This window comes from Candidatus Alistipes pullistercoris (assembly GCF_027665465.1).
In the GTDB taxonomy this organism is placed as follows: domain Bacteria; phylum Bacteroidota; class Bacteroidia; order Bacteroidales; family Rikenellaceae; genus Alistipes_A; species Alistipes_A hominis.
This window is the reverse complement of the sequence record NZ_JAQDED010000002.1, coordinates 1-13978: the sequence shown is the minus strand read 5'-3', so window position 1 is coordinate 13978 and position 13978 is coordinate 1. Positions and strand designations below refer to the sequence as shown.

The following is a 13978-nucleotide window of genomic DNA, read 5'->3' as shown; positions in this document are numbered from 1 at the left end:
ATGGCTGAATACCCGATAAACAAGGGTATCGGCCGTCCGGTCGAGTTCAAGGGTTTGAAGGCTCAGTACCTCTTCATCTTCTGCGGAGGTCTGCTGGCTCTCTTCGTCCTGTTCGTCATCCTCTATATGGTCGGCATCGACCAGTGGATATGTATCGGCTTCGGCGCGGCATCGTCTTCCGTCCTCGTATGGCAGACCTTCGCGCTGAACGCCCGGTACGGCGAACACGGGCTGATGAAATTGGGAGCGGCAAGGAGCCATCCCCGATACCTTATCAACCGACGGCGGATCACCCGATTACTCAAACGGCAACGAAAGGAAGAAACGACATGAGAAATACATCCAAAATGACAACACTGGAAAACAAGTTCCCCCTGCTGGCGGTGGAGCATGGCTGCATCATCTCCAAAGACGCCGACATCACGGTGGCTTTTGAGGTGGAACTGCCGGAGCTTTACACCGTGACGGGCGCAGAGTACGAGGCGATACACGGCTGCTGGTGCAAGGCTATCAAGGTGCTGCCGTACTTCTGCGTCGTGCATAAGCAGGATTGGTTCATCAAGGAGAAATATATGCCGGAGTTACAGAAGGACGACATGAGTTTCTTGAGCCGTTCCTTTGAACGCCACTTCAACGAGCGTCCGTACCTGAAACACTCCTGCTATCTCTACTTGACCAAGACGACGAAAGAACGTAACCGTATGCAGAGCAACTTCAGTACGCTGTGCCGGGGACATATCATCCCGAAGGAGCTGGACAGGGAAACCGCCGGGAAGTTCATGGAAGCCGCCGAACAGTTCGAGCGCATCATGAACGACAGCGGCTTTGTCAGGCTGCGCCGCCTCTCCACCGACGAGCTTGTCGGGACGGAGAAGTCCGCCGGGCTGATAGAGCGTTACTTCTCGCTCATGCCCGAAGGCGACACGGCCTTGCAGGACATCGACCTCTCGGCAAGGGAAATGCGCATCGGTGACAACCGCCTGTGCCTGCACACCCTCTCCAACGCGGAGGATATGCCAGGAAAGGTGGCTACCGACATCCGCTACGAGAAACTCTCCACCGACCGCTCGGACTGTCGCCTCTCCTTCGCCTCCCCCGTGGGGCTGCTGCTTTCCTGTAACCACATCTACAACCAGTATGTGATTATCGACAACAGCGAGGAAAATTTGCAGAAGTTCGAGAAGTCCGCGAGGAATATGCAGTCGCTATCCCGATACAGCCGGAGCAACAGCATCAACCGCGAGTGGATAGACCAGTACCTGAACGAAGCCCATTCCTACGGGCTGACCTCGGTACGGGCTCACTTCAATGTCATGGCATGGAGCGATGACGCGGAGGAACTGAAGCATATCAAGAACGACGTAGGCAGCCAGCTTGCCAGCATGGAGTGCGTCCCCCGCCACAACACTATTGACTGCCCGACGCTCTACTGGGCGGCGATGCCCGGCAACGCGGCGGACTTCCCGGCGGAAGAGAGTTTCCACACCTTCATTGAGCAGGCGGTGTGTCTCTTCACGGAGGAAACCAACTACCGCAGCTCATTATCGCCCTTCGGCATCAAGATGGTGGACAGGCTTACGGGAAAACCGTTGCACCTCGACATCAGCGACCTGCCGATGAAGCGGGGCATCACGACCAACCGCAACAAGTTCGTGTTGGGTCCTTCGGGCAGCGGCAAATCCTTCTTTATGAACCACCTCGTGAGGCAATATTACGAGCAGGGTACGCACGTGGTATTGGTGGACACGGGAAACTCCTATCAGGGCTTGTGCGAGATGATCCGGTGCAAGACAAACGGGGCGGACGGCGTGTACTTCACCTACACGGAGGAGAAACCGATTTCGTTCAACCCGTTCTACACCGATGATTACGTGTTCGACGTGGAGAAAAAGGACAGCATCAAGACATTGCTGCTGACGCTCTGGAAGTCGGAGGACGACAAAGTGACGAAGACGGAGAGCGGCGAACTGGGCAGTGCGGTGAACGCCTATATCGAGCGTATCAGGGCTGACCGGAGCATCGTCCCCTCGTTCAACACCTTCTACGAGTATATGCGCGACGACTACCGCCGCGAACTGGCGGAACGTGAGATAAAGGTGGAGAAGTCCGACTTCAACATCGACAATATGCTCACCACCATGCGGCAGTATTACCGGGACGGACGCTACGACTTCCTGCTCAACTCCACGGAGAACATCGACCTGCTCGGCAAGCGGTTCATCGTCTTCGAGATTGACAGTATAAAGGAAAATCGCGAGCTTTTCCCTGTGGTGACCATCATCATCATGGAAGCCTTCATCAACAAGATGCGCCGATTGAAAGGCGTAAGGAAACAGTTGATAGTGGAAGAGGCTTGGAAGGCTCTATCTTCGGCGAACATGGCTGAGTACCTGCGCTATATGTACAAGACCGTGCGCAAGTATTACGGGGAGGCAATCGTGGTGACGCAGGAGGTGGACGACATCATTTCCTCGCCCGTCGTCAAGGAGAGCATCATCAACAACTCCGACTGCAAGATACTCCTTGACCAGCGGAAGTACATGAACAAGTTTGATGCCATACAGTCCCTGTTGGGTCTGACGGAGAAAGAGAAGTCGCAGATACTCTCCATCAACATGGCGAACAACCCGTCAAGGCTCTACAAGGAAGTGTGGATAGGACTGGGCGGCACGCAGTCGGCAGTCTATGCCACCGAAGTTAGTGCTGAAGAGTATCTGGCGTACACCACCGAAGAAACGGAAAAAGTAGAGGTTTACCGTCTGGCGGAACAGTTGGGCGGCGACATTGAAGCCGTCATCCGGCAGCTTGCCGAAAGGCGGAGAAAAAAGGAATAAATAGAAACAGATTCATCAACTAAAAAAGAAAATGCGTATGAGTATATCAAGAACGAAAATGCTGCAAGTCAGCAAGTGTTTAATCGGGCTGGCGGTCATGGTGCTGCAATCCTGCGACATAACGGACAACCGACGCGACCTGCTTTGCGGAAACTGGGAGAGTGTGGAGGGCAAGCCCGACGTGCTTATCTACAAGGAGGGCGAAGCCTATAAGGTGACGGTATTCAAGCGGAGCGGCATCCGCCGCAAGCTGAAGCCGGAAACCTATCTCTTGCAGGAGGAGAACGGCAATCTGTTCATGAACACCGGATTCCGCATCGACGTGTCCTACAACGAGGCGACGGACATCCTGACCTTCTCGCCGAACGGGGACTACGTGCGTGTGAACCCGAAACCGGACCATCCGATAGGCGAGCAATAAATAATGAAATCCACTAAAATCCAAAGTAACATGAGAACAAGAATAACACTTATTATCTGCCTGTGCCTGTTTGCAGTCGGCAGGGCAAGCGCACAGTGGGCGGTGATAGACCCGTCCAACATCGCGCAGAGCATCGTGAACACCTCGAAGAACGTGGTACACACTTCCACGACCGCCCAGAATATGATAAAAAATTTTCAAGAGACCGTGAAGATTTACGAACAGGGCAAGAAGTATTACGACGCACTCAAATCCGTGAACAATCTGGTAAAGGACGCCCGGAAGGTGCAGCAGACCATTCTGATGGTGGGTGACATCACCGACACCTATGTGACCAGTTTCCAGAAGATGATGCGTGACGACAACTTCACGGTGGAGGAACTGGGAGCCATCGCCTTTGGCTACACCAAGTTATTGGAGGAATCCAACGATGTGCTGACGGAACTGAAGAATGTGGTGAATATCACCACGCTCTCCATGACGGACAAGGAGCGCATGGACGTGGTGGAACGCTGCTACTCCAAAATGAAGCGTTACCGCAACCTCGTGAGCTACTACACCAACAAGAACATTAGCGTGAGTTACCTGCGTGCGAAGAAGAAAAACGACCTTGACCGCATCATGGGGCTGTACGGGAACATGAACGAAAGATATTGGTAGCCTATGAATTTCGACAACCTTCACCAAATTCTGCGCTCGCTCTACGAACAGATGATGCCGCTATGCGGGGACATGGCGGGCGTGGCGAAAGGCATCGCCGGGCTGGGCGCACTCTTTTATGTGGCCTACCGGGTATGGCAGTCGCTGGCGAGAGCCGAACCGATAGACGTGTTCCCTATGCTCCGCCCGTTCGCTATCGGTCTGTGCATCATGTTCTTTCCGACGGTGGTACTGGGTACGATAAACAGCATCATGTCGCCCGTCGTGCAGGGTACGGCAAAGATGCTGGAGGCGGAAACGCTGGACATGAACCGATACCGTGAGCAGAAGGACAAACTGGAGTACGAAGCGATGATGCGCAATCCCGAAACCGCCTACCTCGTGTCAAATGAGGAGTTTGACAAACAACTGGAAGAACTGGGCTGGTCGCCCGGCGACATGGTGACGATGGCGGGGATGTACATCGAGCGCGGGATGTACAACATGAAGAAAGGCATCCGCGACTTCTTCCGCGAGATACTGGAACTGATGTTCCAAGCCGCCGCCCTCGTGATAGACACCATCCGCACCTTCTTCCTCGTGGTGCTGGCGATACTCGGTCCGATAGCCTTCGCCATATCGGTGTGGGACGGCTTCCAAAGCACGCTTACACAGTGGATATGCCGCTACATACAGGTCTATCTGTGGCTGCCCGTGTCGGATATGTTCAGCACCATACTGGCGAAGATACAAGTGCTGATGCTGCAAAGCGACATCGAACGGATGCAGGCTGACCCGAACTTCTCGCTGGATTCGAGCGACGGGGTGTACATCGTCTTCATGATAATCGGCATCATTGGTTACTTCACCATCCCCACGGTAGCAGGCTGGATTATCCAAGCCGGAGGCATGGGAAGCTACGGTCGCAACGTGAACCAGACGGCAGGACGAGCCGGAAGTATGGCGGGCAGCGTGGCGGGCGCAGCCGCAGGAAACGTGGTCGGACGTGTCGGGAAGCTGCTGAAATAATCAACTGACAATTAAAAACGAATAAACAACAATGGAATTTAAGTCACTTAAAAACATCGAATCATCGTTCAGGCAGATACGCCTGTTCGGTATCGTCTTCCTCTCGTTGTGTGCCGTAATAACGGTATGGAGCGTGTGGAGTTCCTACCGCTTCGCGGAGCGGCAACGGGAAAAGATTTACGTGCTGGACAACGGCAAGTCGCTGATGCTGGCTCTCTCGCAAGACTTGTCGCAGAACCGTCCGGCAGAAGCGAGGGAACACGTGCGCCGTTTCCACGAGCTGTTCTTCACGCTCTCACCCGAAAAGAGCGCGATAGAGCATAACGTGAAACGCGCCCTGCTATTAGCGGACAAAAGCGTGTACAACTACTATTCGGACTTTGCCGAGAAGGGGTACTACAACCGCATCATCGCCGGGAACATCAATCAGGTGTTGAAGGTGGACAGCGTGGTGTGCGATTTCAACGGCTATCCCTACCGTGCCGTGACCTACGCCACGCAGAAGATCATCCGGCAGAGCAACGTCACCGAGCGCAGCCTCGTGACTACGTGCCGCCTCTTGAACTCGTCCCGTTCGGACGACAATCCCAACGGTTTCACCATCGAGGGATTCACCATCATCGAGAACAAGGATTTACAAACCATCAAAAGGTAAACGGACATGAAGAAAATCAAAAAATCATTTTGGCGTGCGTACTGGAAGCTCCACGACAAAAAGAAAATGCTGGTGGCAAGGCTCAAAGGCTATCTGGACGGTTTGCCCCCGAAGACACGCAGGCGCATCGTGCTGGCGATGCTCGCCGCCTTTGCGGTGCTTGCCCTCTACACCTTCGGCAAAGCCGTCTATGAAATCGGCAGGAATGACGGCAGCCGGATGGTAACAGACCATGCCGGACAGGTGGAACTGTCCATAAAGCCGGACAACAATCATAATGTAATACCTTATTTATATGGAACAGACGAAGAATGAACCTAAAAACGAGAACAAGGCGGCTCCCGACAACGGGAAACCGAAGAAGGAGCGCAAGCCGCTGACCGAAGCCCAAAGGCTGAAACGTCAGAAAATGATAGTGCTGCCCGCTATAGTGCTGGTATTCATCGGTGCTATGTGGCTGATATTCGCCCCGTCTTCCGACAAGGAGCAGCAACCGGGAACGGGTGGTTACAACATCGAAATGCCCGACGCTGACAAGGCGAACCGCCAGATCATCGGCGACAAGGCGAAAGCCTACGAACAGGGAGCAATGGAGGAACGGCAGGAGAACCGCAGCCGCGCCATGCAGGAACTGGGCGATATGTTCGACCGCGAGGTGGCGGAAACGGACGGCGGCAGGGACTTCGACCTTGCTAATCCCGGAAATGCGGAAGATGCAACAGCAAAATCATCCGCTCCGAAAACCATCCAATCCTCCGCAGCTGCCTACCGCGACCTCAATACCACGCTCGGCAACTTCTATGAGCAGCCGAAGAACGACAACGCGGAAATGGACGAACTGTTAGAGCGTATCGCCTCGCTGGAATCGGAACTGGAAACCGAGAAAGGCAAGGCATCCGCTATGGATGACCAAGTGGCACTCATGGAGAAGTCCTATGAACTGGCGGCGAAGTACATGGGCGGGCAGAACGGCACACAGCCACCTGTCGGACAGGCGGCAGAGCCTTACCCCGTGCAGAAAGCCGGAAAGAACACGGCTGCACCTGTCAGGCAGGTAACGCATCAGGTGGTATCTTCGCTCTCACAGCCGATGAGCAACGCTGAGTTTGTCGCCTCCTTCTCGCAGGAGCGCAACCGCAGTTTCAATACGGCGGTGGGTGTCACGACTGTATCGGACAGGAACACCATATCGGCGTGTGTCTATGGGGCGCAGAGTGTGACTGACGGGCAGGCGGTAAGATTACGGCTGCTGGAGCCGATGGCAGTGGCGGACAAAATCATACCCCGCAATGCAGTGGTGGTAGGCACGGCAAAGATTCAGGGCGAACGACTCGATATTGAAATTACTTCGCTGGAGTACGCAGGTACGATTATCCCGGTAGAACTGGCGGTGTATGACACGGACGGACAGCCCGGCATCTTCATTCCAAACTCGATGGAGATGAACGCCGTCAGGGAGGTTGCCGCCAACATGGGCGGCTCGCTGGGCAGCAGCATTAATATCTCCACCAACGCAGGGGCGCAGCTCGCCTCCGACTTGGGCAAGGGGCTGATACAAGGCACGAGCCAGTATATCGCCAAGAAGATGCGTACCGTCAAGGTGCATCTGAAATCCGGATACAAGGTCATGCTATATCAGGACAGAGATTGAAAACAATAACAATCAACGACTAAAAAAACAACAACCAAATTTTTATTTACCACTAAAATCCAAAGTAGAATGAAAAAAGTAATCATCATGTTTGCCCTCGCTATGGGCATCATAACTGCCAACGCGCAGGAGAACGTAACCGTTGGAGAGAACAACGGAAGTGAACCGACGAACGAAGCGAGAGCAGAGACAAGCTCGCTTGACTATGCCTCGCAAGGAGGAGGAAGGCAAAGCCAACAACCGACCTTGACAAAGGAGGTCTATCCGCAGAAGGAGGCGGACGGCGATCTGTATCACGGGCTGACAAAGAAGCTGACCTTCGACCGCATGGTTCCCCCGCACGGATTGGAAGTGACCTACGACAAGACCGTCCACGTCATTTTCCCCTCGGAGGTGCGCTACGTCGATTTAGGCTCGCCCGACCTGATTGCGGGTAAAGCCGACGGAGCGGAGAACGTCATCCGCGTGAAAGCTACCGTGCGTAACTTCCCGAACGAAACCAATATGTCGGTAATCACGGAGGACGGGAGTTTCTATACTTTTAACGTGAAGTACGCCTCCGAACCGCTGCTTCTCAACGTGGAGATGTGCGACTTCATCCATGACGGCGAGAAGGTGAACCGCCCGAACAACGCGCAGGAAATCTACCTGAAGGAACTGGGCAGCGAAAGCCCGATGCTGGTGCGCCTTATCATGAAGTCCATCCACAAGCAGAACAAGCGTGAGGTGAAGCACATCGGCTGCAAGCGATTCGGCATCCAGTACCTGCTGAAAGGTATCTACACGCATAATGGGTTACTCTATTTCCACACGGAGATAAAGAACCAGAGCAACGTGCCTTTCGATGTGGACTACATCACATGGAAAATCGTGGACAAGAAGGTGGCGAAGCGTACCGCCGTGCAGGAGCAGATTATCCTGCCGCTCCGTGCGCAGAATTACGCCACACTCGTGCCGGGCAAGAAGAGCGAGCGCACGGTATTCACGATGGCGAAGTTCACCATTCCCGACGACAAATGCCTCGTGGTGGAACTCAACGAGAAGAACGGGGGGCGTCACCAGTCTTTCGTGATTGAAAACGAGGACTTGGTACGTGCCAATACCATCAACGAACTTCAAGTGCGCTGACCATGAGAAAGTACATCGCAATAATCATCGTGTCGCTTGCCCTGTTCACGGGGCAGGCGCACGCCCAGCGATGCCTGCCGAAGATGCAGGGCATCGAATTGAGAGCTAACCTTGTGGACGGTATGCGTTTAAGTGGCAACAATGGCGGTTACAGTTTCGGGGCGGCTCTCTCCACCTACACGAAGAACGGTAACAAGTGGGTGTTCGGTGGCGAATACCTCTTGAAGAACAACCCGTACAAGGATACCGCCATACCTGTGGCGCAGTTCACGGCGGAGGGCGGTTATTATTTCAAGATACTCTCCGACGCCCGTAAAATAGTGTTCGTCTATGCGGGGGCTTCGGCTCTCGCCGGATATGAGTCGGTGAATTGGGGCGAGAAAGTGCTGCATGACGGCTCCACGCTCCATGACCGGGACGCCTTCATCTACGGCGGTGCGCTGACGCTCGATGTGGAGTTTTACGTGGCTGACCGTATCGCCCTGCTCGCCAACCTCCGGGAGCGCCTGCTGTGGGGTGGCGACACACGGAAGTTCCATACGCAGTTCGGGGCGGGCGTCAAGATAATCATCAACTGACACGTCGCATGGAACGGACGGACATTGAGAATATGAGGCAGATACCCATTGCGGACTTTCTCGCACGGCTGGGACATGAGCCTGTCCGAAGGAGCGGAAACGAGCTGTGGTATCGTGCGCCATACCGCAGTGAACGCACGCCCTCCTTCCGTGTGAACGTGGCGAAACAGCTCTGGTACGACTTCGGCTTGGGCAAGGGCGGCGACATCTTCACGCTTGTCGGGGAGTTTACCCGAAGCGGGGATTTCATGGCGCAGGCGAGATTCATAGCGGAAACCGCCCGTATGCCGCTTGCCGCAGCAGAAAAGCCGTTGTACCTGCCGGAACCGTCCGAACCTGCCTTTGAGGGAGTGGAAGCCGTCCCGCTGCTCCGCTCTCCGCTGACGGAGTATTTGAAGGAAAGAGGCATCCCTTATGCCGTTGCATCCCGCCACTGCTGCCGCCTGAACTACGGCGTGCGTGGTAAGCGGTACTTTGCCGTCGGCTTTCCGAACGTGTCGGGCGGCTATGAAACCCGAAGCCGCCGTTTCAAGGGTTGCGTACCACCAAAGGACGTGTCGCTGGTCAAGGCGGGGGACATCCCGGCGGACGTGTGCAGCGTGTTCGAGGGCTTTATGGACTTCCTGTCCGCCGTCACGCTCGGTTTGGCAACGGGTGACTGCCTTGTGCTGAACTCCGTCGCCAACGTGGAAAAGGCTTTGAAACATCTGGACGGGTACGAGCGCATCGACTGTTACCTCGACCGAGACGAAGCCGGACGCAGGGCAATGGAAGCCCTGCGGACACGCTACGGAGGAAAGGTGACAGACCGTTCCGGCATCTATCAAGGCTGCAAGGACTTGAACGAGTACCTGCAACAAGTATCAAGAAAACAACAAAAGAACAACAATCTAAAAATCAAAGAATAATGAACATACTGAACAACAAGAACAAGAGAACATCAATCTTCAAGGCGTTGGCACTCTGCCTGTTCGCCGCAGTGTCATTCACATTCGTATCGTGCGACGACGATATGGACATCCAGCAATCCTATCCCTTCACGGTGGAAACCATGCCCGTGCCGAACAAGGTCACAAAGGGGCAGACGGTGGAAATCCGCTGTGAGCTGAAGAAAACGGGCGATTTCGCCAATACCCTCTATACCATCCGGTATTTCCAGTTCGAGGGTGAGGGCACACTGAAAATGGACAACGGCATCACTTTCCTGCCCAATGACCGCTACCTGCTCGAAAACGAGAAGTTCCGGCTGTACTACACGGCGCAAGGTGACGAGGCGCACAACTTCATCGTGGTAGTGGAGGACAATTTCGGCAACTCCTATGAGTTGGAATTTGACTTCAACAACCGAAACGTGAAGGATGACGGGGTTATCACTGTTGTCCCCATCGGGAACTTCAAGCCCTTTACACGATGATGCGTGTATTCATGGCTATCCTCTGTTCGCTTCTGGCGGTCTGTTCCGTGTCCGCACGGAACAGACGCCATGAGGGAACGGACGGGCAGGCGGCTATCTACCGGCTGCCACCATTTGAGAGGGCGGTGCGATGCACGAAGTATTTTGAGGGCTGGCATTCGGAAAAACATCACCCGTATGTAGGATATGGACATCGGTTGCAGCCGGGGGAAAGGTATTCGGCACGCACCATGACGAAGCGGCAGGCGGACGCGCTTCTGCGAAAAGACCTGCGGAAGTTCTGCGCGATGTTCCAGCAGTTCGGGAAGGATTCGCTTCTGCTTGCCACGCTCGCCTACAATGTCGGTCCGTACCGTCTTTTGGGGAGTGGGAAGATACCCAAAAGCACGCTAATCCGAAAGCTGGAGGCGGGTGACAGGAACATCTACCGGGAGTATATCGCTTTCTGTAACTATAAGGGGAAACGCCACGCCATGCTGCTCAAACGAAGGAAGGCTGAGTTTGCGCTGCTGTATGTACCATAAAGAATAAGTGTCTGACGAAAGAAACTCCGATGAAGCCGCCAACTTCATCGGAGTTTCAGTTTTCATACATTCGGGATTGTCCCTTTGCCTGCAACCTCACCGTCCCTGCAATGCTCTATGATACCGGGTGAAAATCCCATGCTGCCGATTGCGATATGCCGGATATAGTCTGTATATTCCTGACCTTGAAAATTCCTGCCCGTAAGGTTCTTGAAAACCATCTTTATGCTTATGCCGTCGTTGCTGTACAAGATGGTTTTTCCGTTCTGTCTGATTGTTTCCATGATTAAAACTTGTTTTTGTGAATACTATCGTAGATTGGTACAAAGGTTTCTTTGCCTACTTTCTTATCCGCCATCATGCTCATGAAAGAAAGTAGGCGGCTTTTGCCGCCCACCCCTCAAAAGCGGGTGTAAAGTCCCGTTACCATCGTGAACATTTCCTCCAGCATATCGCAATATATCCCCTCGTGCGTTTCAATGTCCTTCGTCCTGCTCTCGAATGTCTTTTTGCTGAACGTCTTGCGGTAGAAACGCATATTGTATAGGTCTGCCCCTCCGTCATAGATGATGTCAAGGCGGTTGGCACTGGTCTTGTTCCTCGCAAGGCTCATGCGCAAGCCGTTGCCCATGTCTGTGAAGTCTTTGCTTCCCGTCATGGCGGCAAAGCGTCTGCCGCCAATCTGCTCTAAAATTGTCTTTGCTATCATATCCGTTGTCTTTTAGGTTTATGGTTCGGGCGGTGCGGACACCGCCCCAATGTTCAAAATTCTGTTTTCTCGGTTATGGGTGTGCATTTTTCCAGCCACTCTTTCAGACATTCCATGCTATACTCGCTCGTGATGACTGCCGTATGGCTGTCAATGGCAGTGAAACGGCTGCTTTCATAGCTGTCTATCCACCCCTTTAGGGTATCAACTCCCCACGCTTCGGCATCGTCAAAGATGCCGTCCAATGCCGTAATGGGTTCGCTGAATTTGACTATCAGCGTTTGGTAGCCTGCTTCGTTCATCGCTTCTCCTCCTTCCTTTCCTTTGCCGTTAGCCACTTGTCCCGTGCGGCTCGACATTCGTCTAATGTGGGTTTGACACAAGAGAAAAGTTCCCCGTCCGTGTGGCGGTAGTCGTATTGCACAAGGGTGCGTTTGCGTCTGTCGATACCCGTTTGGAATTTCTCGTAGTTCTCCGTTCCTGCCGATTGGCAGGTGCTTACTCCGTTAATTGTCATTTTGTTGCCATAGTCGTTGTTATTTAGATGATTAGAAATGTACAGACAGCACTCTGTGTTGCATCACCATTTCGGGGTCGCTCGTGTAGCGTTGGTGCAGGTAGAAATGATGAGAGCCGAAGCCGTAAAGGAAGAACTTGTCAAGTTCGTGTTTCTCGGCAAAGTCCTTGACGCTCGCCCTTAATTGCTCCTCACTCTGACAAAGAGTGAGGAGGTTCATAAATTCAAGGAACATCGTGGGGATTTTATCATCCCATAGGAAAACCATGCTTTCAAATCTTACTTCCATAATGTTAGTTGTTAGATGTCGATATTATGCCGCTTTCATCCGCTGGCGGATAAGGTTGGCGTTCTTGTTCACAAGGGCGATGATGCGGTCGTGGTATTCGGAGTTCTCGTTGCATACGCCACGACACTGCACCACCTCAAAAGTTTTTAGTGACACCTCTATCGTTTCAATTCGTTTTCCGTCAATGGTGGCGGATAGGATAAGGGAGTCTTTTCGTTTGTGGTAACCGCCCACACAATGGTGCATCGTCCTTCCTTCCTCTGCCATTTCTTCCACGCTCTCTATGACTTTGACGCAAATAAGGCTGTCGGTAAAGGCAAGTCCGAAGAATATGCCCTTAGCTTTCAGATATTGTTTCTCGTCCTCAATCGCTTTCCTGCGTTGCTGTTCAGTCCGCTCATGTTTCCTTTGCAGGTTGCGCTTTGCCACCAACTTGTCGTGTTCAACTTTGAGGTCGGCAGGGCAAACGTATTTCGGGCTGTTTGTGTCCTTGCCGAAATGACGCAGGAGGTCTATGGTGTCACGCCACATTGAGCCGTCCTCAATAGTATAGCCGTTGCGGATACATATCTTGATTGAAGCCCAATACTCTCCAATATTGAAAGAGTGGTACAGATAGTAGCGCAACATGGGATATTGCCCTGCCTTCAACAGCGTTTCCGCACGGCTGTCCGACAATAATGCCGGTATTAGTTTGGTGGGTACAATGTCGTGGAAATTGCCGTTAAAGCCGTTTCTGCGGAGCGTCGGCAACACCTTATATCTTGGATATATCGGGGAATATGAGATATGGCGGTACGCTTCATTGTCATTGCGGATAGCAAAAGGAGAAGCGAATGAGAACGTGTCGATGTAGCATCCCAATGTGCGTGGAATGGCAACAACAGCCTTACGCCCTTGTTCATTCCACCAATACTGCCCGATTTCAAGGGCATAGGACTTGGCATTAACCCCTTTCTCCATACCCACGACAAGCAAGAACATTCGTAGCACTTGGTATTCTCCGCTTGTGGTAAGGGTTGTGAAATACTGCTTTTGTCTTACCTTGCGCTGATAGGTGAGGCAGACTTTCAAACTTGCTCCACATTCGGGACACGTACAATGCTCGGTCTGCTCCGTCATTACCCAACTATGACCGCAATCCATACAAGTGGTACGACCTTTCGGCAAGCGGTGTGCATAATGCTCCACGCAATTACGGAATGCCCAATTTATCTGTATCGGGGTTATCGGGCGTAGTTTCTTGCTTTGGGCAAGAACTGCTTTTTCAAATTTGTTTCTCGGTTTCATAAGCCAAAATCAAATAATGAGGGTTGAACTTGGGTTTCTGTTTTCGCCTTTGTCGGCTTGGTGCGGTTCTGCAACTTGCGGAGTTCCTCGTCTTGGTATCTGCGGACTGCCTGCTGACGTGCTTCTGCTTTTTCCTCTGCCGTGAGTTCCACAATGTGGTTCACCGCCACTTGGCATTGGATAGGCTTGCCCACCTCAATCTCGTTCTCGTCATAGTAGTGGTTATCACAAGTTTTGATAACCACTATTATCCCAATTAGATTATTATCCAAAGTCGCATACAAATAGTGTTGATTATCA

20 protein-coding genes are annotated in these 13978 nt (G+C 53.0%); 13 read left to right on the top strand and 7 right to left on the bottom strand.

The features are described 5' to 3' along the window. The 13 genes from PGR91_RS03465 to PGR91_RS03405 all read left to right on the top strand — a co-directional run bounded on the left by PGR91_RS03465 (position 1) and on the right by PGR91_RS03405 (position 10873). Positions 1-333: a DUF4133 domain-containing protein gene (locus tag PGR91_RS03465; RefSeq protein WP_004311206.1), complete on the top strand. Its 333-nt coding sequence runs from the start codon at positions 1-3 to the stop codon at positions 331-333. Continuing rightward, on the top strand, positions 330-2834 hold the full coding sequence (locus PGR91_RS03460) for a TraG family conjugative transposon ATPase (RefSeq protein ID WP_270399159.1): 2505 nt from the start codon (positions 330-332) through the stop codon (positions 2832-2834). The genes PGR91_RS03465 and PGR91_RS03460 overlap by 4 nt, the downstream gene beginning before the upstream one ends. 37 nt (positions 2835-2871) lie before the next feature. Further along, complete coding sequence (locus PGR91_RS03455; RefSeq protein WP_004308928.1) at positions 2872-3255, top strand: DUF3876 domain-containing protein; 384 nt, start codon at positions 2872-2874, stop codon at positions 3253-3255. 30 nt (positions 3256-3285) lie between these two features. Continuing rightward, positions 3286-3915, top strand: coding sequence for a DUF4141 domain-containing protein (locus tag PGR91_RS03450; RefSeq protein WP_004308927.1), 630 nt, complete (start codon positions 3286-3288; stop codon positions 3913-3915). Between the two features lie 3 nt (positions 3916-3918). After that, positions 3919-4923, top strand: coding sequence for a conjugative transposon protein TraJ (traJ, locus tag PGR91_RS03445; RefSeq protein WP_004308926.1), 1005 nt, complete (start codon positions 3919-3921; stop codon positions 4921-4923). Between the two features lie 31 nt (positions 4924-4954). Then, on the top strand, positions 4955-5578 hold the full coding sequence (gene traK / locus PGR91_RS03440) for a conjugative transposon protein TraK (RefSeq protein WP_004308925.1): 624 nt from the start codon (positions 4955-4957) through the stop codon (positions 5576-5578). Between the two features lie 6 nt (positions 5579-5584). After that, positions 5585-5893, top strand: a complete 309-nt coding sequence (locus PGR91_RS03435) for a TraL conjugative transposon family protein (protein ID WP_004308924.1) — start codon at positions 5585-5587, stop codon at positions 5891-5893. After that, the gene (gene traM / locus PGR91_RS03430) at positions 5874-7229 is read left to right on the top strand and encodes a conjugative transposon protein TraM (protein WP_032595739.1); all 1356 of its coding nucleotides are present in this window, start codon (positions 5874-5876) and stop codon (positions 7227-7229) included. The genes PGR91_RS03435 and traM overlap by 20 nt, the downstream gene beginning before the upstream one ends. A 69-nt stretch (positions 7230-7298) precedes the next feature. Next, positions 7299-8357 (top strand): conjugative transposon protein TraN, encoded by a 1059-nt coding sequence (gene traN / locus PGR91_RS03425; protein WP_032588475.1) that lies wholly within the window; start codon positions 7299-7301, stop codon positions 8355-8357. Between the two features lie 2 nt (positions 8358-8359). Then, the gene (locus tag PGR91_RS03420) at positions 8360-8935 is read left to right on the top strand and encodes a conjugal transfer protein TraO (RefSeq protein WP_032588474.1); all 576 of its coding nucleotides are present in this window, start codon (positions 8360-8362) and stop codon (positions 8933-8935) included. A gap of 8 nt (positions 8936-8943) precedes the next feature. Then, on the top strand, positions 8944-9843 hold the full coding sequence (locus tag PGR91_RS03415) for a toprim domain-containing protein (RefSeq protein ID WP_004310298.1): 900 nt from the start codon (positions 8944-8946) through the stop codon (positions 9841-9843). Beyond that, entirely contained in the window at positions 9843-10349 is a 507-nt protein-coding gene (locus PGR91_RS03410) for a DUF3872 domain-containing protein (protein ID WP_032595742.1), read from the top strand. Before PGR91_RS03415 ends, PGR91_RS03410 begins: the two co-directional genes overlap by 1 nt. Continuing rightward, positions 10346-10873: a glycoside hydrolase family protein gene (locus PGR91_RS03405; RefSeq protein WP_005827312.1), complete on the top strand. Its 528-nt coding sequence runs from the start codon at positions 10346-10348 to the stop codon at positions 10871-10873. Before PGR91_RS03410 ends, PGR91_RS03405 begins: the two co-directional genes overlap by 4 nt. A 62-nt stretch (positions 10874-10935) precedes the next feature. Here the strand turns inward: PGR91_RS03405 and PGR91_RS03400 are convergent, their stop codons facing one another. The 7 genes from PGR91_RS03400 to PGR91_RS03370 form a co-directional block, all read right to left on the bottom strand. Next, positions 10936-11157 (bottom strand): DUF7688 family protein, encoded by a 222-nt coding sequence (locus PGR91_RS03400; protein ID WP_004310300.1) that lies wholly within the window; start codon positions 11155-11157, stop codon positions 10936-10938. 116 nt (positions 11158-11273) lie between these two features. Further along, positions 11274-11582 (bottom strand): hypothetical protein, encoded by a 309-nt coding sequence (locus PGR91_RS03395; protein WP_004310301.1) that lies wholly within the window; start codon positions 11580-11582, stop codon positions 11274-11276. 53 nt (positions 11583-11635) lie between these two features. Continuing rightward, entirely contained in the window at positions 11636-11941 is a 306-nt protein-coding gene (locus PGR91_RS03390) for a DUF6956 domain-containing protein (RefSeq protein ID WP_004310302.1), read from the bottom strand. Next, entirely contained in the window at positions 11881-12099 is a 219-nt protein-coding gene (locus PGR91_RS03385; RefSeq protein WP_008770680.1) for a DUF3873 domain-containing protein, read from the bottom strand. Before PGR91_RS03385 ends, PGR91_RS03390 begins: the two co-directional genes overlap by 61 nt. A 31-nt stretch (positions 12100-12130) precedes the next feature. Beyond that, a complete protein-coding gene (locus tag PGR91_RS03380) occupies positions 12131-12388 on the bottom strand; it encodes a hypothetical protein (RefSeq protein ID WP_005827305.1) in 258 nt (85 codons plus the stop codon). Between the two features lie 24 nt (positions 12389-12412). Next, positions 12413-13678 (bottom strand): PcfJ domain-containing protein, encoded by a 1266-nt coding sequence (locus tag PGR91_RS03375; RefSeq protein ID WP_004310303.1) that lies wholly within the window; start codon positions 13676-13678, stop codon positions 12413-12415. After that, on the bottom strand, positions 13675-13978 hold a 304-nt coding region (locus tag PGR91_RS03370), incomplete at its 5' end, for a PcfK-like family protein (RefSeq protein WP_270399155.1). The genes PGR91_RS03375 and PGR91_RS03370, both read right to left, overlap by 4 nt.